Here is an 18,710-nt window from a genome sequence, read left to right as displayed (position 1 = left end):
TTGCAATCAATAAGTATTGCAACTAACTACCTGACTTTACATGCGCCATCTGTATTGGTGGCGCGTCGTAGCGGAACACGGATATGTCAGACATGCTGAAAAGCGGGCAGGGAATGAGATCGACTTCGGATGCGCCGGTGCCGGTGATGGTGGCGGGTACCGCCATGATCGCCATCAAGTGTATCAGCGTGCTGCTGCTGCTGGGTGAGCTGGGCGTCGACGGCACGCAGGAGTTCGTCAACACCAGCGCGCAGGCGTGGGACTCCACCTTTATCTTTCTGGCCGGCCTGATGTTGCTGTGCCTGCAAATCAGCTGTGGTTTTGCGGTGATGCGCGGCCGCAACTGGGGGCGCTGGGGTTACGTGGCCTGTCAGTGCATCGTGGTGCTTTACCTGCTGTTGGCCACCATCGGCAGCGTCTTTCCCGAGGTGTTCACCGTGGAAGGGGAAACCAGCGGCCAAATCCTGCACGTTCTGATCCTGCAAAAGATCCCCGACGTGGTGATCCTGGCGCTGCTGTTCGTGCCCTCCGCCAGCCGCCGTTTCTTTGCCGCGCGCAAGTGAGATTTTAGGCGCGCGGAGTGGTAAACTCTGCGCCCTTAATTTGTCACTCTGAACTTCACGGTAATCTTCATGCATTGCGCTCTGTATACGGCGGGCACCTGCCGTTCCTGCCAGTGGCTGGAAAAGCCCTATCCGCAGCAACTGGCCGACAAACAGCATCACCTGCAATCGCTGTTGGCCGGGCGCGACGTCGCGCAGTGGCTGCAGCCGGTGGCGGGGGAACTGAGCGCATTTCGCAATAAAGCCAAGATGGTGGTCAGCGGCAGCGTGGAGCGCCCGCTGCTCGGTATGTTGCACCGTGATGGCACGCCGGTCGATCTGAGCGACTGCCCGCTGTACCCCGCCGGCTTTGCGCCGATGTTTGCGGTGCTGAAAAGCTTTATCGCCCGCGCGGGCCTGACGCCGTATAACGTGGCGCGCAAACGCGGCGAGCTGAAATACCTGCTGTTGACCGAAAGTACGCTCGACGGCGGCGTGATGCTGCGCTTCGTGCTGCGCTCGGAAACCAAACTGGCGCAGCTGCGTGCCGTGCTGCCGTGGCTGCAGCAGCAGCTGCCGCAGCTCAAGGTGATCTCCGCCAATATTCAGCCGGTGCATATGGCGATCATGGAGGGGGAGCGTGAGATCGCGCTGACCGAACAGCAGGCGCTGGAGGAACAGTTCAATCAGGTGCCGCTGTTCATCCGCCCGCAAAGTTTCTTCCAGACCAACCCGCAGGTGGCCGCCAACCTGTATGCCACTGCCCGTGACTGGGTGCGCGCGTTGGGCATCGACAGCATGTGGGACCTGTTCTGCGGCGTCGGTGGTTTCGGCCTGCACTGCGCGCAGCCGCAAACGCGGCTGACCGGCATCGAAATCAGCGCGGAAGCGATCGCCTGCGCGCGCCAGTCGGCGCAGCGATTGGGGTTACTGAAGGTTGATTTTCAGGCGCTCGATTCCACTCGCTTCGCTACCGCCGAAGGCCAGGTGCCGCAACTGGTGCTGGTCAATCCGCCGCGGCGCGGCATCGGTCAGGCGCTGTGCGACTACCTGGGCCGGATGGCGCCGGAGTATATTCTGTATTCCAGTTGCAACGCCGAGAGCATGGCGAAAGATATCGAGATGTTGCCGGGGTACCGTATCGAACGGGTGCAGCTGTTCGACATGTTCCCACATACCGCGCACTACGAAGTGCTGACGCTGTTGGTGCGGATTTTATAAAACATAAGGCCCGGATAACCGGGCCTTATTGCTTACTGCGGGAACCATTTGTCGTTGATGGCCTTATAGGTGCCGTCGGCCTTGATGGCGTCCAGCGCGGCGTTCAGCTTGGCCAGCAGCGCCTGGTTGTCCGGGCGCACCGCGATGCCGAGACCGGCACCGAAGTATTGCTCGTCGGTGATGTGCTCGCCGACCGGCGCCAGCTGCGGGTTGGTTTTCAACCACTCGTTCACCACGGCGGTGTCGCCGAAGACGCCGTCGATGCGACCGTTTTTCAGCTCCAGAATGGCGTTCTGGTAGCTGTCGTAAGAGACGGTGTTAATCTCCGGGTGCTTATCCTGCATGTATTTCTGGTGGGTAGTGCCGTTTTCCATGCCGAGCTTTTTGCCTTTCAGATCTGCCAGCGAGCTGAACTTGCCTTTTTGCGCGATCACGATAGCCGAGTTGGCATAGTAAGGCTGGGTGAAGGCGACCTGTTTGCTGCGCTCCGGCGTAATATCCATGCCCGAGATCACCGCATCGTATTTCTTGAATTTTAGCGCGGCGATCAGGCTGTCGAACGACTGGTTGGTGAAGGTGCACTGCGCCTGCATCTGTTTGCACAGCGCGTTGGCCAGATCGATATCGAAGCCGACGATCTGGTTGTTGGCGTCCAGCGATTCGAACGGCGGGTAGGTGGCGGAAGCGGCGAAGCGGATGGTGTCGGCCGCGGTGGCGTTAAGGGTGAACCCGGCCAGCATCGTCGCGGCAAGCAGCAGTTTTTTCATGCGTAGAGCTCCTGTCTGAATCCTGAAAGTGATTATTCGCTATCGTTTGTTTTTACTGGTAATCGCCAGAGGTTTTTACGTGTGCGCCTGCTGATAACCCTGCCATTGAGTGAATTAAAATGCAATATAAATGATTAAGTATTGGTGTGGGGATAAAAAAAGCCCCGCACAATGGCGGGGCTTATGGGGGGAGGTGGCCTCAGTTGCGGCGTTCAAACGCCAGCGCGCGGCGCTCCACCAAGCGCATCAGCAGCGTCAGCAGGCCGTTGACGCACAGGTACACCAGGCCGGCGGCGCCGAACACCATTACGTCGTAGGTGCGGCCGTACATCAACTGGCTGTAGCCCATCACTTCCATCAGCGTGATGGTGTAGGCCAGCGAGGTGCTTTTGAACACCAACACCACCTCGTTGGAGTAGGACGACAGCGCACGCTTGAAGGCGAACGGCAACAAAATGCGCAGCGTCTGGCGGCGTGACATGCCGAGGGCTTCGCACGATTGCCATTGCCCGGCGGGAATGGCACGCACCGCACCGTAGAACAGCTGCGTGGTGTAGGCCGCGCTGTTCAGCGCCAGCGCGATCATCGCGCACAGCCAGGGCTGCGACAGCAGGTTCCACAACCACGGGTAGTCGCGGATCGCCGGGAACTGGCCGGGGCCGTAGTAGATCAGGAAGATCTGCACCAGCAGCGGCGTACCGGTGAACAGCGTCACATAGGCCTTGACCAGCGGCGTCAGGATCGGCGTTTTCAGCGTCAGGATCACCGTCAGCAGCAGTGACAGCACCAGCGCGACGATCAGCGCGGCGACGGTCAGCGTCAGGCTGGTGTGCAGCCCTTTGAGGATTTCCGGCAAATAATCAACCATCAGACCGGCCCCCGCTCAAAGCGCGTGGCGCGCAGTTCGATCCGTTTGATGACGTGTTGGCTGAACAGCGTCACCAGCAGGTAGATCGCCGCCGCAATCACATACCAGGTAAAGGGCTCCTGGGTGCGGGTGGCGATGCTCTTGGTTTGCAACATCAGGTCGTTCACGCTGATCAGCGACACCAGCGCGGTGTCTTTCAGCAGCACCAGCCACTGGTTGCCGAGGCCGGGCAGGGCGTGGCGCCACATCTGCGGCATAATCAGGCGGAAGAAGATCGCCGCCTTGCCGAGCCCCAAGGCTTGGCCGGATTCCCACTGCCCCTGCGGCACCGCTTTCAGCGCGCCGCGCAGCGTCTGCGAGGCATAAGCGGAATAGAGCAAGGCCAGGGCGATCACCCCGCACAGGAATGGACTGACTTCGAAATTGTCGATCGCCAACTGAATCGGCAGCTGGAACAGACCGAGGTTGAGGGTAAAGCCGTCGGAGAGCATCAGCAGCAGCTGCGACGAGCCAAAATAGATAAACAGCACCACCAGGATTTCCGGCAGGCCGCGCAGCACGGTCACCCAGGCGGTGCCGAGCCAGCTGACCGCTTTCCAGCGGGATGATTCCCATACGGCGAACAGCATCGCCAGAATCAGCCCGAGGATCTGGGCGCAAACGGCAAGGCCGACGGTCATGCCGGCGGCGCTTGCTAAAGGTTGTAATTCATTCATCGGGGCGTATTACTGCTGGAACCATTTTTTGTAGATGGTTTCATAGGTCCCATCCTGCTTAATCTTGTCCAGAGCGGCGTTGAACTTGCCCTGCAGATCGGTGTTCTTCTGGCGTACCGCGATGCCGAGGCCGGTGCCGAAGTAGTCTTTATCGGTGATTTTGTCGCCCACCGCCGCCAGCACGGTATTCTGTTTCAGCCACTCGTTGACCACTGCGGTATCGCCGAACACGGCATCAACGCGCCCGTTCTTCAGGTCCAAAATGGCGTTCTGATAGCTGTCGTAAGGCACGGTGGTGATTTCCGGGTGCTTGTCGGTCAGGTATTTTTGGTGGGTGGTACCGTTTTGCACGCCCACTTTTTTACCTTTCAGCGCCGCCACGTCGGCGATTTTGCCTTTCTGCGCGATGAACAGCGCCGAGTTATCGTAGTACGGCTTGGTGAACAGCACCTGCTTTTCACGCTCCGGCGTGATGTCCATACCGGCCATGACCGCATCGAACCGCTTGAACTTCAGGCTCGGGATCAGGCTGTCGAACGCCTGGTTGGTGAAGGTGCACTCGGCCTGCATCTCTTTGCACAATGCGTTGGCCAGATCGACATCAAAACCCTGAATCTTGTTGCCGGCGTCAATAAATTCAAACGGAGGATAGGAGGCTTCGGTAGCGAAACGGATTGTTTCGGCTGCGGAGGCGGAAACGCTGATGCCGGCCAGAACGGCGGCGATTATTAGTTTTTTCATCGCAAACTCCCCAAGTTACAGCAAGTTAGTTGTTAGTGTGATAAGTAGTTGGCAAACTCGGTGGTCCGCGGCTGCGTGAAGTGGCTGCTGTCGCCTTGCTCCACCACGTGGCCGTTTTCCATATACACCACGCGGCTGGCGGTCTTGCGCGCCACTTCCACTTCGTGAGTAACGATCACCTGAGTGATGCCGGTGCCGGCCAGTTCGCGAATGATGCTGACGATCTGGGCGGTGATTTCCGGATCCAGTGCAGCGGTCGGTTCATCGAACAGCAGCACCTGCGGTTCCATCATCAGGGCGCGGGCGATCGCCACGCGCTGCTGCTGGCCGCCGGAAAGGTGCAGCGGGAAGCGATCGGCGAAGTCGGTCAGGCGCAGACGCTTGAGCAGCTTGTCGGCGCGTTCCATCGCCTGAGCCTTGGTTAGGCCCAGCACGCGGCAAGGCGCTTCGATCAGGTTCTGCACCACGGTGAGGTGAGGCCACAGGTTGTATTGCTGGAAGACCATGCCGACATTTTGACGCAGTTCGCGAATGGCTTTCTCGCCCGGCGCCTGCTTAAAGTCGAATTGGTTGCCGGCGATCTGCAGTTGGCCCGAACGCGGCATTTCCAGCAGGTTAAGCACCCGCAGCAATGAACTTTTCCCTGCGCCGCTTGGGCCAAGCAGCACCAGGGTTTCCCCGGCTGGACAATCCAGCGTGATGTCAAACAGCGCCTGATGCGCGCCGTAATAGCAATTGATACCGTTAAGTTGAATACTCATGCGCCAGAATTGAATAGACATTGATGCCGCAAATGTTAACTTCCACAGAATACTTATGCAATCTTTGTGCGTTAAAATTTATGACTGTGCGGCGGGATAGTAAAAGATTAGCACAAGATACCGCGACTCAAGCCGAGGGAGGGGATTTGTGGCGCAGGCTGTGAGATCGGTAGCGAAATTTTTTCTATTGGACGAAATCTGAGCGGTAGGCGCGCGGCGGGGATAGCCGACGCGGCAAGTCCGCGTCGGTCGGGGCATGGCGGGTTACTGGTTTTCCAGTACCTGACGCACGCTGCCGTTGGTGGCGTGCGCTGGAACATTCAGGTAGCGAATATCGTCAACCACCCAGCAGGTGCCTTCGCGCACCATCAGCACCTCGTCCTGCCAGTTCACGGTGCTGTTGGCGTCTTTCTGGTAGCTCAAGTCAACGCGCAGCGGGATGTTTTTCGCATCGGTATTAGGAATGGTCGAGGCGCTGGCGACGGATGCGCTGCTTGGCCCCTGCGCATTGCCGGAGAACAGATCGCCGGTGATCCGATGCTTGCCCGGGTTCTGGCCGGCGCTGACCAGATCCTGATACAGCACTTTGCTCAGGTAAGGTTGCAGCTGCGCCAGGCGGTTGCTGTCCGGCAAGCCGGCACCCTGCTGGATACGCAGGTCATAGAACTTTTGTGCGACCGTATCCGGGCCGCCTTCCACACAGCTGCCGCTGCGGGTGCCGATATCCTTATATGCCGGTTCCACCGTGGTACAGGCACTCAGCAACAGCGCTAAGGGTAAAACAGCCGCAATCGTTTTTGTTTTCATCTTATTACCTTATGTGAAAGTCTCTACCATGAAGACCGATAGCTTACAGTATAAATGCGTTTTTTGGCCTTGCATTCGTACTGCGTGCCATTGATTAAGCGAACATAACGCCAATCTTCTGGTCATAGATACGTTGAATTAATCAAACAAGGAATTCTGATGCAGCTGTCAACAACCCCGACCCTGGAAGGGTTCACCATCACCGAATACTGCGGCGTGGTCACCGGCGAAGCGATCCTCGGTGCCAACATTTTTCGTGATTTCTTTGCCGGCGTGCGTGACATCGTCGGTGGCCGTTCGGGCGCTTATGAGAAAGAGCTGCGCAAGGCGCGTCTGATCGCGTTCGAAGAGTTGGAGGACCAGGCGAAAGAGCTGGGTGCCAACGCGGTGGTCGGCATTGATATCGATTATGAAACCGTCGGCAAAGACGGCAGCATGCTGATGGTGACCGTTAGCGGCACCGCGGTGAAAGTCAGCCGCTAACGCCACTCCCCGCGCCCCGGCCGTTCCGCCGGGGCGACGTTCTGTTTTTATCCTACCTTATGCGGTTCTTCAATCGGGCGGTGTTCCTGCGGTTTCACGGGCGCCGGCTCTTGGCGATGCTGTATCTGCTGCACGGGCGGCTGATGGATCTGCGGCGCCGGGGCCGGATGCGGCACGAAGTGCTCTTGCGGTGCCGGCATCATCGGGCGCTCTACCGCCGGATGCAGCGGCGGCGCCGGTTCGTGCACCATCGGTTGAGTGACGTGTGGCGCCACCTGAGTCTGTGGCCGCACGAAGGATTGATGCGCCGGTGCGCTGGCCGGCATCGAGTGCTGTTGTTCCTGCATCGGGTGCGCCTGTACCGGCGCTGAATGCGTGACCATCGGCTGATGTGCGTGAGGTGCCGCCGGAGCGGTATGCGTGAATGTCGGCATGGTCATCGGTTGCTGCGCATGGGGCGCGTTTACCGGTTGTTGCGCATGCGGCGCGGCCGCTGCCGGCTGCGTATGCGTGAAGTTCGGCATGGTCATCGGCGCGTGGACGGCGGGCGCCGTCGGTGCGGCATGCGGCGCCGCGTTGGGCGCGGGCTGGGCGAAGCGCGGCGTCGGCGCGGTGGTGGTATTATTGTAGTTGTTCACCGTGCTGGTGCTGCTGCGATTCACGTTGTTCACGTTGTTATATTGGTTGATGTTGGTGACGCGATTCACCACGGTGGTGGAATGCGACACGTAGGGCGCATTGCGATAGACCACCGGTTGACGTCGGTCATCCCAACGCATATCCCAGTTGTGCCAGCCGCTGTTGTGCTGGTTGAGCAAGGTGGCGACCGCGATACCGACGCCGAAGCTGATCACGCCGGCCGCCAGCATATCGCCGCCGCTGTAGCCCGAGGGCTGATACTGATAGCTCGGATAGGCCGGTATCGGCGCGCCGTAGGCCACCCAGGGGTCGTAATACGGCACGTAGACCGTATCCGGCTGGCTGGGTTCGATAACAATGGTTTCGCCCGGCGCCGCGACTACGCTCTGGCGATAGGACTGCTGCTCAACGTAACGGGTGGTGGGGGCCACGACGATGCGCTGCTGCGGGGTGTTTTTCAGCGTGCCCCGGTTGGCCGCCCGCTGGCGCATCACCTGAATGGCGTTCATCACGTCGGTGGGATCGTTGAGGTAGGCGCTGCCCAGAGCGGTGGTCCAGGGAATGTTTTTCGCCATCTGATCGAGCACATCGGGGAATTGTACCAGGCCGCGCACGCTGGGATCCCAAGGCTGAGCGTCGGCCGCTGAGCTGAGCGCCGCCGGTTGCAGGCCGCGGTTTTGCGCCAGCCAGGCATCGGCGGCGCTGATTTGGTCAGGATAACCCGCGCCGGCCAAGACTTGTGCCAGCAGCTTGTCGGGGAACAGCGCCACCGGGCTGACCAACTGGTACAGCTGGTCGGCGGTCAGCGGCGTATACGCCGGTGCGCTCGCGCTGGCGGCGGGAGCGGCCGAGGGCGGGGTGCCTCCCCCCATCGCACTGGCGACTTTTTGCTGATCGCAGCCGCTGAGCGGCAGCAGGGCGGTACAAAGCAACCAAGTCAGATAGCGTGGTGTGAACATGTGCAACTCCGCTCTTTCAGCGCTGATGATACTTTGAGACTATCATGGAGGGCAGCGGGCGCCAGCCGGGAGAAACACTCGCTTGCATATCGGCGTTATCTGTCATCATTTCTCGACTGGCGTGATGATTGGATACAGGTTAATCGCGTGGCGTTACATCTTTCACGGACGCAAATCAGGAGGATAAGTGAAAATTTGGCCAGGGATCATCGCCGTCGCGCTGTTGGCGGGGTGCCAAAATCCTCAGCAGGACACTCTTGTCGATCGCGGCGACTATCAGATCGAAACCTTGCATCAGGCGCAGGGCGCCGATCAGCGCATTCGGTTTCTGGTGATGCACTACACGGCGGAAGACTTCCACTCGTCGCTGAAAACGCTGACCGATGAGCACGTCAGCGCACATTACCTGTTGCCGGCACATCCGCAGCGCGAACACGGCAAGCCGACGGTGTATCGACTGGTGCCGGAAGCGATGCGCGCCTGGCATGCCGGCGCCAGTGCCTGGCGCGGCCGCAGCAATCTCAACGACACCTCGATCGGCATCGAAATCGTCAACAAAGGGTTCACCCGCAGCATGCTGTTCACCCGCTGGCAACCCTATACGCCGGAGCAGATCGCCGTGTTGATCCCGTTGAGCCGCGACATTATCCAACGCTATGGCATCCAGCCGCAGGACGTGGTGGGGCATAGCGACATCGCACCGCAGCGTAAACAGGATCCCGGCCCGCTGTTCCCCTGGCGGCAGTTGGCGCAGGCCGGCATCGGCGCCTGGCCGGATGAACGGGATGTGCGGCGTTTGTTGGCGGGACGTGACCGCCACGCGTCGGTGCCGATGGCGCCGCTGCTCGAAAAGCTGGCGCGTTACGGTTATGCGATCGACTCGTCATGGGAGGCACGGCGGCAGCGCAATGTGCTGGCGGCGTTTCAGATGCATTTCCGGCCCGACGATTTTCGCGGTGAGCCGGATGCCGAGAGCGAGGCGATTGTCGATGCGCTGCTGTTGAAATACGGCGCGGCGCGTTGATTACAGGCCGTGCAGCTTACCGTGATCTTTCAGCCAGCGGGCGGTGCGCGCGATGCCTTCTTCCAGCGAGACGATCGGCTGATAGCCCAGCTCTTGCTGCGCACGGGTGGTGTCGAGCGTGAGGTCGAAGTTGAGTTTGGCGACGCCGTAGTGGGTCAGCACCGGCTCTTTCTCGCTTTTGCTGCCCAGACGCTCCATGCCGCGCGCCATCATGTCGAGCATCGGATAGGGGACGGAGCGGATGCGGCATTTCATGCCCAAATCGTCGATCAGCTGTTGCACCACGGTGCGCAGCGGGCGCGGCTGCTGGTTGGTGATATTGTAGGCGCGGCCGGATGGCGTATCTTCTTTTAGCGTCGCCAGCCACATGGCGTGCACCGCATTTTCCAGATAGGTCATGTCCACCATCGCCGCGCCGCCGCGCGGCAGCAGCAGGTTGCCGTAGCGTTTGATCATCTGCAGCAGCCGCGGCAGCATCACCTTGTCGTGCGGCCCGAACAGCCCCTGCGGGCGCAGAATAGTGAAATGGGTTTGCGGATTGGCCAGCGCCAGCTGCTGGATCACCTGCTCGCCAGCGGCCTTGCTGCGCGCGAATTCGTTGGCGTAGCGCTGCGGGCGGAAATCTTCGGTCACGTTGCGGTGATGGTGGTAATCGAAATAGATCGCCGGGGAAGAGATGTGGATAAACTGCGCCACGCCGTAGGCCGCCGCCCATTCGCCGAGGCGGCGGGTAGCGCGCACGTTGGCCAGTTCGAAGGCCTCTTCGGTACCCCAGGGTGAGGTAAAGCTGGAGCAGTGCCACAGCACGTCGACGTCCGCCAGCATCGCCTTGGCCTGCGAGGAGATCAGATTGGTGAGGTCGGCATGAATGAACTCCGCGCCCATTTTTTCCAGCAGGCTGCCCATCGCCTGGTTGCGGCCGGTGGCACGCACTTTGATGCCCTGACGGCGCAGATATTCAACGGCGTTACGGCCTAACCCACTGGTTGCACCGGTGACCAATACCTTCATAACGGACTCTATTCTCACCCAAAATCGGAATACCGGTGGGCGCTTGCGGCGCTCCCAGCAAATAAGATGCCATTCTTCCGTGATTTCGTGCGCTATGCAATCGGAAAGCCCCGAAGCACAGCGGCAAACTGTGCGGTTGATCGACAAATGAACGCGTTCAGCGGTGTTGACGGTCCTGGTCTTCGGCCAGCGCGGCGATGCGTTTCGCCATGCCGCGAAAAATGAACAGATGTGCGGGCATCATGGCGAACCAATATAGCAACCCGCTGAAGCCGGCCGGATGCCACCAGGCGCGTACGTCCAGCGTGCGACGATCGCCATGATCTTTGATGGTGAAGCTCAGCCGCCCCAGCCCCGGCGCCTTCATGCCGAACAGCAGCGCCAGCTGCCGCTGCGGCTTCAGCGCGATCACTTTCCAGCCGTCTATCTCATCGCCCAGCGCCAGGGTCGCGCGCGCCGGGCGGCCGTAGACCACGCCGTTGCCGATCATGTCATCCATGCGGGCGCGGATGCGCCACAGGATGTTGGCGTAGAAATAGCCTTCTTCGCCCCCCAGTTGCTGCACCGTTTGCCACAGGGCCTGGCTTGAGGCGGCGGTTTCCAGCGAGCAGCCGGCCTGTTTGGGGTAGTAGCCGTAACCGGGGCGCCAACGGGCCTGCGCCGCCGGATCGTAGCCCCAGTCGGCGGAATCGACCACTTCCTGTTCGCGCTGGAGCGTGGCGGTGACCGCTTGACTGAAGGTGTGCAGCTGCTGCGGTATCAGGGCCTGCAACGGTCGGCCGTCGGCGGGCAGATCGTGCTTCAGCCCCTGGATCAGCGCGCGGGCGATCGGCGTCGGCACCGAGGTGATCAGGCTGATGAACCACACCGAAATCAGCCGTGTCGGCAGGGGGATCGGAATCAGCCAGCGCTGTTTGCCGCTGATGGCGATAAAACGCGTGAACATATCCTGGTAGCTGAGGTATTCCGGCCCGGCGACGTCGAAGATGCGGTGTTCCTGCGCTGGGTGTGCCAGCAGATCGGCCAGGTAAACCAGCAGGTTCTCCAGCGCCACCGGCGACGACTTCGAACGCACCCAGCGCGGCGGCGTCAGCACCGGCAGGTTATAGACCATGTCGCGCATGACTTCGAACGCCGCTGAACCGGGGCCGACGATGATGCCGGCGCGCAGCTCGGTCACCGGTACGCCGCTCTGGCGCAAGATCTCGCCGGTCAGGCGGCGGGCCGCCAGGTGCGGCGAACTGTCGTCGTTCGGCTGCAGCGCGCCGAGAAAGATCACCTGTTTGACGCAGGCATTGCGCAGCGCGTCGCGCAGGTTTTCCGCCGCCTGGCGCTCCTTCTCGATAAAGTCGTCGCCGTCGCCCATCGCGTGTACCAGATAGTAAAGCGTGTCGATCTCCCACAGCGCCGCGCTCAGCGTTTCCGGGCGGTACAGGTCGGCATACAGGCAGTTGACCTGCGGCCAGTTGCGCTCCTGCAGCCACTCGATGCGCCGGGCGGCGGCGGTAATCTGGTGCCCCTGTTCTATCAGGTGCGGTATCAGGTTCTGGCCTATGTAGCCGCTGGCTCCAAGAACCAGTACGCGTTGGGGTGTCATCGGGCCGCCTTGTGCGGTGAAAGATTAGCAGAGCTACAGGATGCCAAATTCGGGATTTAAATGCACTTTTTGTATGGGTATAAGGCGGTTGCATCCGCCGTAGCGCGAGTTCACACTACGCGCCCCTTATTGAATGAAACCGGATGCCATGAAACTCAATGTGATTTGTTACGTCCTGCTGGGTCTGGCGCTGATCGCCAGCCTGTTTTCGCCGCATCCGGTGTGGATGTGGCTGCTTTCGGCCAATCTGCTGACGTTCTTGATCTACGGTGGCGATAAGCTGGCGGCGCGCAAGGGGTGGCGGCGGGTACCGGAGGCGACGCTGTTGCTGTTCGGCGCGCTGGGCGGGTGGCTGGGCGCGCTGGCGGCGCAGCAGCTGTTTCGCCACAAGACCCAGAAGCAGCCGTTTAAAACCTGGTTCATCCTCAGCGTTGCGCTCAACCTGGCGGTGGTGCTGGGATTGTGGTACTGGGCCTACGGCCGCTGGATCTTCTGATTGCGGGGCGTTGCCGAACGCCCCGATATATCAGGCGTGCTCCAGGAGGAACTCCCGCCACAACTCGACCACGCGTTGCAGATCCTGACGGCTGACGTCGAGGTGGGTCAGAATACGCGTCAGCGGGCCGCTGCTGATCAGCACGCCGCGTTCGCGCATCCACGGGCCGAATTTGGCCGCCAACGCCGGTGATTGTCGCAGGTACAGCACGTTGGTCTGCGCGCCGGGTTCGGCGATCTCCACGCCGATCTGCCGCAGCTGTTGCTCCAGCCAGGCCGCGTTGTCATGGTCTTCGCGCAGCCGCGCGACGTTATGCTCCAGCGCGTAGAGGCCGGCCGCCGCCAGGATGCCGGCCTGACGCAGCCCGCCGCCGGTCATCTTGCGCCAGCGCAGCGCACGCTGAATGAAAGCCTCGCTGCCGCACAGCAGCGATCCGACCGGCGCGCCCAGCCCTTTCGACAGGCAAATGGTGAAGGTGTCGCAGTATTGCACGATCTCTTTCAGCGGCAGGTTCAGCGCCACGGCGGCGTTGAAGATGCGCGCGCCGTCGATATGCAGCGCCAGCTGCCGCTCGCGGGTAAACTGCCACGCCTGCTGCAGGTAGGCCTGCGGCAGGACGCGGCCGCTGATGGTGTTTTCCAGGCTCAGCAGCCGGGTGCGGGCGAAGTGGATATCGTCGGGTTTGATGGCGGCGGCGAGCTTGTCCAGCGGCAGCGTGCCGTCCGCCTCGGCCTCGATCGGCTGCGGCTGGATGCTGCCCAGCACCGCTGCGCCGCCGGCTTCGTATTTATAGTTGTGTGCCTGCTGGCCGACCAGATATTCGTCGCCGCGCTGGCAGTGGCTCAGCAGCGCCACCAGGTTAGCCTGGGTACCGCTGGGCAGAAACAGCGCCGCCTCTTTGCCTGACAGGCGCACCGCCTCGGCCTCCAGCGCGTTGACCGTCGGGTCATCGCCGTAGACGTCGTCGCCGACCTCTGCCTGAGCCATCGCCTGGCGCATGGCGGCGCTGGGGCGGGTGACGGTGTCGCTGCGTAGATCGATAAGCATAGGGTTCCTTTAATCCCCTTTATCTTTCAAGCCGCAGCGTTGTTGGCTGCACAGGAGAACCCCAGTCACTGACTTGAGTCAGCTCCTGGGGATTCACCTGCTGGCCGCCTAGCTGCAACTTGAAATCTATTGGGGATGGCAATAATGAATTGAAGGAGAATACGGTTTCCATCATAGCCCGATTCTTTTTGAGACACAGATAAAAATCCCGGATATGGCGCTTCCATATCCGGGAAATACGGCTAGCGCAGCCAGTTGGTTTTCGCCAGTTCGACCACTTCGTCGCCACGGCCGTTGATGATGGCGCGCAGCATGTACAGGCTGAAGCCTTTCGCCTGTTCGAACTTGATCTGCGGCGGCATCGCCAGTTCTTGCTTGGCGGTGACCACGTCCAGTAGCGCCGGGCCGGGATGCGCCAACATCTCTTGTAGCGCGCCGTCCAGATCCGAGGCTTTTTCCACGCGGATGCCCTTGATGCCGGCGGCGTTGGCGATCGCCGCGAAGTCCGGGTTATGCAGATCGGTGCCGTCGGTCAGGTAGCCGCCGGCTTTCATCTCCATCGCCACAAACCCCAGCACGCTGTTGTTGAACACCACGATCTTCACCGGCAGCTTGAGCTGCGCCAGCGACAGGAAATCCCCCATCAGCATGGTGAAGCCGCCGTCGCCGCACATGGCGATCACCTGTCTATCCGGCGCGGTGGCCTGGGCGCCGATCGCCTGTGGCATGGCGTTGGCCATCGAACCGTGGTTGAACGAACCGAGCAGGCGACGCTTGCCGTTCATTTTCACGTAGCGGGCGGCCCACACCGTCGGCGTGCCGACGTCGCAGGTGAAGATAGCGTCGTCGCTGGCGTAGTGGCTGAGCTGTTGCGCCAGATACTGCGGGTGGACCGGTTGGTCGTCGTTGGCGGTCGCCAGCCCGTCGAGATCCTTGCGCGCGTTGCGGTAATGCTCCAGCGCCTTGTCGAGGAACGCCTGGTCGCGCTTGGGCTCCAGCTGCGGCAGCAGGGCGGTGAGGGTGGTGTGGATATCGCCCACCAGCGCCATATTGACCGGGCAGTGCGCGCCGATGCTGCCGGGGTTGATGTCGATCTGAATGATGTTGGCATTGGTGGGGTAGAACGCGCGATAGGGGAACTGGGTGCCGAGCAGCACCAGCGTGTCGGCATTCATCATTGCGTGATAGCCGGAGGAGAAGCCGATCAGCCCGGTCATGCCGACGCTGTAGGGGTTATCCCATTCGATATGCTCTTTGCCGCGCAGCGCGTGCACCACCGGCGCCTGCAGCCGTTCGGCCAACTTGACCACTTCATCGTGCGCACCGGCGCAGCCGCTGCCGCACATCAGGGTGATGTTCTTCGCCTTGTTCAGCGTTTCCGCCAGCTTGTTCAGCTCGCTCATCGGCGGCTGCACCAGCGGCAGCGCCGGGGTATGCCAGGTCAGGGTCGCGTCTTCCGGCGCCATGCGCAGCGCCACGTCGCCCGGCAAGACGACCACCGAGACGCCGCGGTTGAGGATCGCCTTGCGCATGGCGATCTCCAGCACGCGCGGCAGCTGTTCCGGATTGGAAACCAGCTCGCAATAGTGGCTGCATTCGCGGAACAGCTCCTGTGGGTGTGTCTCCTGGAAGTAGCCGCTGCCGATTTCGCTGGAAGGAATGTGTGCGGCGATCGCCAGCACCGGTACATGGTTGCGGTGGCAGTCGAACAGCCCGTTGATCAGGTGCAGGTTGCCGGGGCCGCAGGAACCGGCGCACACCGCCAGCTGGCCGGTGAGCTGGGCTTCGGCGCCGGCGGCGAAGGCGGCCACCTCTTCGTGGCGGGTGCCCAGCCATTCGATGGTGCCCATGCGGTGCAGGCTGTCGCTAAGGCCGTTGAGCGAATCGCCGGTCACGCCCCAAATGCGTTTTACGCCGGCTTGATCCAGCGTTTTGGCGATCAGTGTGGCTACGGTTTGCTTCATGGTTCCCCCAAACATAGTTTGAAAAACGATGTGTACTCGATCCGGTGAGTGTCAGCAGAACAACTGCAAGCATAGCTTACCGGCTGTGGACGAGATGCGGTCAGGAAGGGTAAAGAGCGTAGGACGGGGAAAAGTGTAACTGGGTTGGCCGTGGGGAACTTGCCGATAAATGCCCCATCGCGGCGATGGGGCCAGGGGATCACGCCAGCGTGACGTCGCCCTGCAGCTGGCAACTGCAGGCCAGCACGTAGCCCTGCGCGATCTCTTCCGCGCTCAGCGTCATGGTGCTGGTGGTGGTGTAGTCGCCTTCAAGGATACGGGTTTTGCACGAGCCGCATACCCCGGCGCGGCAGGCGGCGTTGACCGGCAGCGCGTTGGTTTCCATCGCCGCCAGCAGCGTGCTGCCGACCGGCACGTGGAATTCGCGCAGTGGGCGGGCGGCGCGGAGCGTCAGCCCTTCGCCGGTGTCGGCCTGCGCCGCCGGCGTGTGGAACTGTTCTTTATGGAAACGCTCGGCCGGCACGCCGAGCCGGCGGCACAGCTGCTCCACCTGCTCCATGTAGGGCGCGGGGCCGCAGGTCATCACCGTGCGTTCAGCGATATCCGGCGCCGCCTGCCGTAGCGTCTGCTCGTTGATGCGGCCACTGAGGTAGCCGGGTTGCAGGTCTTGTTCGGCCATCAGCGTCAGGCGCAACTGCGGATGGGCGGCGCACAGCGCGCGCCATTGATCGGCGAAAATCGTGTCGGCGGGGGTGCGCACGTTAAAGATCACGGCGATATCGCAGGTTGGCCGGTTGGCGGTCAGCCAGCGGCACATCGAGACGATCGGCGTTACGCCGCAGCCGGCGGCCAGCATCAGATAGCGATCGGCCGGGTGCCGCTCGCAGCTGAACTCGCCCTGCGCGTCGGACAGCCACAGCGTGTTGCCGGGCTTGACCTCTTGCGTCAGCCAGCGCGACCCGGCGCCGTCCGGCAGACAGCGCACGCTGATGCTGAGAAAGCGGCTCTGGCCGGGCGAGGAGGAGAGCGTATAGGCGCGCAGCGTCCCCTCGCTGTTGCGGATGCTGACCAGCGCGAACTGGCCCGCCTGATAAGGGTAGAAAACGTCGCAGATCAGGTTCAGCGTCCAGACGTCGGCGGTTTCACGCTGGATGGAATGCACCTGCATGCGGTTCGGGCAAAGCGGAGTGGGTTGAGTCATCGGGGCACCTCAAAAAGCAAAGGGGCCGGCGCAGGCGGCCCCATAACGTAACGGCATCAGGCGAGCAGCGCTGCGATATCCTGCTCGACGGTGGTGATCGGACGCAGGCCGAATTTCTCGTTGAGGATCGCCATCAGGTTGTCGGTCAGGAAGCCGGGTGCGGTCGGGCCGGTGACGATGTTTTTCACCCCCAGCGACAGCAGCGTCAGCAGAATGACGATCGCCTTCTGTTCAAACCACGACAGCACCAGGCTGAGCGGTAGCTCGTTGACGCTGCAACCGAGGGTGTCGGCCAGCTTGACTGCCAGCATGATGGCGGAGTAGGCGTCGTTGCACTGGCCGACGTCCAGCAGGCGCGGTAACCCTTCCAGCGTGCCGAAGTCCAGCTTGTTGAAACGGTACTTGCCGCAGGCCAGCGTCATGATCAGGCAGTCTTGCGGTACGCTGCGGGCGAAGTCGGTGAAGTAGCTGCGTTCGTCGCGGCTGCCGTCGCAGCCGCCGACCAGGAAGACGTGGCGCAGTTTTTTCTGCGACACCAGATCGATCACGGTGTCGGCGGCGTTCAGCAGCGTCTGGCGGCCGAAGCCGACGGTGATCAGGTGCTCGATCTCGGTATAAGGGAAGCCGTTCATGCCCTGCGCCTGGCGGATCACCGCGCCGAAGTCGTCGCCTTCCAGATGGTTGACGCCCGGCCAGCCGACGATGCTGCGGGTCCAGATGCGGTCGCCGTAGTTGCCGACGTTCGGATCGATGATGCAGTTGGAGGTCATCACGATCGGGCCGGGGAATTTGGCGAACTCCGTCTGTTGGTTCTGCCAGCCGCTGCCGTAGTTGCCCACCAGGTGCTTGAATTTCTTCAATTCCGGGTAACCGTGCGCCGGCAGCATTTCACCGTGGGTATAGATGTTGACGTTTTGCCCTTCGGTTTGTTCGAGCAGCATGCGCAGATCTTTCAGATCGTGGCCGGAGATCAGGATGGCTTTCCCGGCCACCGGGCGCACGTTGACCGCGCTGGGCTGCGGATCGCCATAGGCCTGGGTTTCGCCGCGATCGAGGATCGCCATCACGTTGAAGTTCATCTTGCCGATGCCCATGGCGTTGTTCAGCAGGGTATCGACGTCGCGCGGCTGGGTGCCGAGCCAGGCCATAAAGGCGTGGTAGTCGGCGTAGATCTGGGCGTCGAACTGGCCGAGCACGTGCGCGTGTTCCATATAGGCCGCCGCGCCTTTCAGGCCATACAGGCACAGCATGCGTAGGCCGTGAATGTCGTCGCCTACCTCGGCCTTGTCGCTGTTGAGGGCAAATTGCGCCGCCTGTTGCAGTAGCGCAGGCATATCGTCACCGGCCAGCTGCAGCGCCGCCATTGGGTGATCGACGCGCGCGCCGGCGTCCAGCAGTCGGCAACGGGCGGCCAGCGAATCGCGCAGCAGCAGGGTTTCCCGCGCGTATCCGATGATGCGCTGGGAGTCGAAGTTGACGTTGGTCAGAGTAGAGAAGAAGGCGCGCGGGGCGAAGCTGTCGATCTCGTGGTCGACGATGCCCAGTGAACGCGCCTGCAGCGCCCAGGCGGAGAGACCCTGCAGCGCCGCGACCAGCAGATCCTGCAGATCGGAGGTTTCCGCCGTTTTGCCGCACATGCCCTGAGCATACGCGCAGCCGTTGCCTGCCGGGGTACGGATGGTTTGTTCACATTGCACACAGAACATAGTCGCTTCCTTTTATTTTAAAGTTGCATTTGTAATGCTTGTTTAAAAGCATAGATCGGCGATCGGGGTTGCAAAAGGCTTTTGTGCGACTACTGCAGGCAAGTTTGATTTAGCGCAATTTTGCCATGCGGATGGGAATTATTACGCTTTGGGGGCCGGG

General features: G+C 61.5%; 19 protein-coding genes. 5 read left to right on the top strand and 14 right to left on the bottom strand.

Annotation, left to right across the window (positions count from 1 at the left end; all coding sequences use genetic code 11):
- Positions 1 to 83 precede the first annotated feature (83 nt).
- Together BHU62_RS01160 and rlmC are read left to right on the top strand one after the other, a co-directional pair.
- A complete protein-coding gene (locus BHU62_RS01160; RefSeq protein ID WP_073528753.1) occupies positions 84 to 563 on the top strand; it encodes a YbjO family protein in 480 nt (159 codons plus the stop codon).
- Positions 564 to 632: 69 nt separating this feature from the next.
- Entirely contained in the window at positions 633 to 1,763 is a 1,131-nt protein-coding gene (rlmC, locus tag BHU62_RS01155; RefSeq protein ID WP_073528752.1) for a 23S rRNA (uracil(747)-C(5))-methyltransferase RlmC, read from the top strand.
- A 32-nt stretch (positions 1,764 to 1,795) separates the two neighbouring features.
- On the opposite strand, the gene artJ (BHU62_RS01150) is transcribed toward rlmC, so the two are convergent.
- From artJ (BHU62_RS01150) to BHU62_RS01125, 6 genes are all read right to left on the bottom strand, one after another.
- Complete coding sequence (artJ, locus tag BHU62_RS01150) at positions 1,796 to 2,530, bottom strand: arginine ABC transporter substrate-binding protein (RefSeq protein ID WP_073528751.1); 735 nt, start codon at positions 2,528 to 2,530, stop codon at positions 1,796 to 1,798.
- Positions 2,531 to 2,729: 199 nt separating this feature from the next.
- Positions 2,730 to 3,398, bottom strand: coding sequence for an arginine ABC transporter permease ArtM (gene artM, locus BHU62_RS01145; RefSeq protein WP_073528750.1), 669 nt, complete (start codon positions 3,396 to 3,398; stop codon positions 2,730 to 2,732).
- On the bottom strand, positions 3,398 to 4,114 hold the full coding sequence (artQ, locus tag BHU62_RS01140; protein WP_073528749.1) for an arginine ABC transporter permease ArtQ: 717 nt from the start codon (positions 4,112 to 4,114) through the stop codon (positions 3,398 to 3,400). Before artQ ends, artM begins: the two co-directional genes overlap by 1 nt.
- Before the next feature lie 9 nt (positions 4,115 to 4,123).
- Positions 4,124 to 4,855: an arginine ABC transporter substrate-binding protein gene (gene artJ, locus BHU62_RS01135; RefSeq protein ID WP_073528748.1), complete on the bottom strand. Its 732-nt coding sequence runs from the start codon at positions 4,853 to 4,855 to the stop codon at positions 4,124 to 4,126.
- 32 nt (positions 4,856 to 4,887) lie between these two features.
- On the bottom strand, positions 4,888 to 5,616 hold the full coding sequence (gene artP, locus BHU62_RS01130) for an arginine ABC transporter ATP-binding protein ArtP (RefSeq protein ID WP_038884338.1): 729 nt from the start codon (positions 5,614 to 5,616) through the stop codon (positions 4,888 to 4,890).
- Between the two features lie 264 nt (positions 5,617 to 5,880).
- A complete protein-coding gene (locus BHU62_RS01125; RefSeq protein WP_049202208.1) occupies positions 5,881 to 6,423 on the bottom strand; it encodes a lipoprotein in 543 nt (180 codons plus the stop codon).
- Between the two features lie 159 nt (positions 6,424 to 6,582).
- Between BHU62_RS01125 and BHU62_RS01120 the strand changes: the two genes are divergently transcribed.
- The gene (locus BHU62_RS01120; RefSeq protein ID WP_004928400.1) at positions 6,583 to 6,906 is read left to right on the top strand and encodes a heavy metal-binding domain-containing protein; all 324 of its coding nucleotides are present in this window, start codon (positions 6,583 to 6,585) and stop codon (positions 6,904 to 6,906) included.
- 47 nt (positions 6,907 to 6,953) lie between these two features.
- On the opposite strand, the gene BHU62_RS01115 is transcribed toward BHU62_RS01120, so the two are convergent.
- Positions 6,954 to 8,504, bottom strand: a complete 1,551-nt coding sequence (locus tag BHU62_RS01115) for a DUF3300 domain-containing protein (protein ID WP_073528747.1) — start codon at positions 8,502 to 8,504, stop codon at positions 6,954 to 6,956.
- Positions 8,505 to 8,691: 187 nt separating this feature from the next.
- Here BHU62_RS01115 and BHU62_RS01110 point away from each other — a divergent pair, with 187 nt between their 5' ends.
- Positions 8,692 to 9,528, top strand: a complete 837-nt coding sequence (locus BHU62_RS01110; RefSeq protein ID WP_073528746.1) for an N-acetylmuramoyl-L-alanine amidase — start codon at positions 8,692 to 8,694, stop codon at positions 9,526 to 9,528.
- Here BHU62_RS01110 and BHU62_RS01105 read toward each other — a convergent pair whose 3' ends face one another.
- Together BHU62_RS01105 and BHU62_RS01100 are read right to left on the bottom strand one after the other, a co-directional pair.
- Positions 9,529 to 10,539, bottom strand: coding sequence for an NAD-dependent epimerase/dehydratase family protein (locus BHU62_RS01105; protein WP_073528745.1), 1,011 nt, complete (start codon positions 10,537 to 10,539; stop codon positions 9,529 to 9,531).
- Between the two features lie 157 nt (positions 10,540 to 10,696).
- Positions 10,697 to 12,136 carry a DUF2867 domain-containing protein gene (locus tag BHU62_RS01100; protein WP_073528744.1) on the bottom strand — a complete coding sequence of 480 codons (1,440 nt, stop codon included), beginning with the start codon at positions 12,134 to 12,136 and terminating at the stop codon, positions 10,697 to 10,699.
- A gap of 148 nt (positions 12,137 to 12,284) precedes the next feature.
- Here BHU62_RS01100 and BHU62_RS01095 point away from each other — a divergent pair, with 148 nt between their 5' ends.
- Positions 12,285 to 12,632: a DUF1294 domain-containing protein gene (locus tag BHU62_RS01095; protein WP_073528743.1), complete on the top strand. Its 348-nt coding sequence runs from the start codon at positions 12,285 to 12,287 to the stop codon at positions 12,630 to 12,632.
- A 30-nt stretch (positions 12,633 to 12,662) separates the two neighbouring features.
- On the opposite strand, the gene ltaE is transcribed toward BHU62_RS01095, so the two are convergent.
- The 5 genes from ltaE to hcp form a co-directional block, all read right to left on the bottom strand.
- On the bottom strand, positions 12,663 to 13,679 hold the full coding sequence (ltaE, locus tag BHU62_RS01090) for a low-specificity L-threonine aldolase (protein ID WP_073528742.1): 1,017 nt from the start codon (positions 13,677 to 13,679) through the stop codon (positions 12,663 to 12,665).
- Positions 13,680 to 13,698: 19 nt separating this feature from the next.
- Entirely contained in the window at positions 13,699 to 13,854 is a 156-nt protein-coding gene (locus BHU62_RS25165) for a hypothetical protein (protein WP_171971276.1), read from the bottom strand.
- 67 nt (positions 13,855 to 13,921) lie between these two features.
- On the bottom strand, positions 13,922 to 15,643 hold the full coding sequence (gene poxB, locus BHU62_RS01085; RefSeq protein WP_073528741.1) for a ubiquinone-dependent pyruvate dehydrogenase: 1,722 nt from the start codon (positions 15,641 to 15,643) through the stop codon (positions 13,922 to 13,924).
- 199 nt (positions 15,644 to 15,842) lie between these two features.
- Positions 15,843 to 16,844: an NADH oxidoreductase gene (hcr, locus tag BHU62_RS01080; protein WP_073528740.1), complete on the bottom strand. Its 1,002-nt coding sequence runs from the start codon at positions 16,842 to 16,844 to the stop codon at positions 15,843 to 15,845.
- Between the two features lie 56 nt (positions 16,845 to 16,900).
- The gene (gene hcp / locus BHU62_RS01075) at positions 16,901 to 18,550 is read right to left on the bottom strand and encodes a hydroxylamine reductase (protein ID WP_073528739.1); all 1,650 of its coding nucleotides are present in this window, start codon (positions 18,548 to 18,550) and stop codon (positions 16,901 to 16,903) included.
- Between the last annotated feature and the right edge of the window lie 160 nt (positions 18,551 to 18,710).

Source organism: Serratia marcescens (assembly GCF_001902635.1).
In the GTDB taxonomy this organism is placed as follows: Bacteria; Pseudomonadota; Gammaproteobacteria; order Enterobacterales; family Enterobacteriaceae; genus Serratia; species Serratia marcescens_F.
Note: the sequence above shows the minus strand (reverse complement) of the source record. Positions and strands in the feature narration are given on the sequence as shown.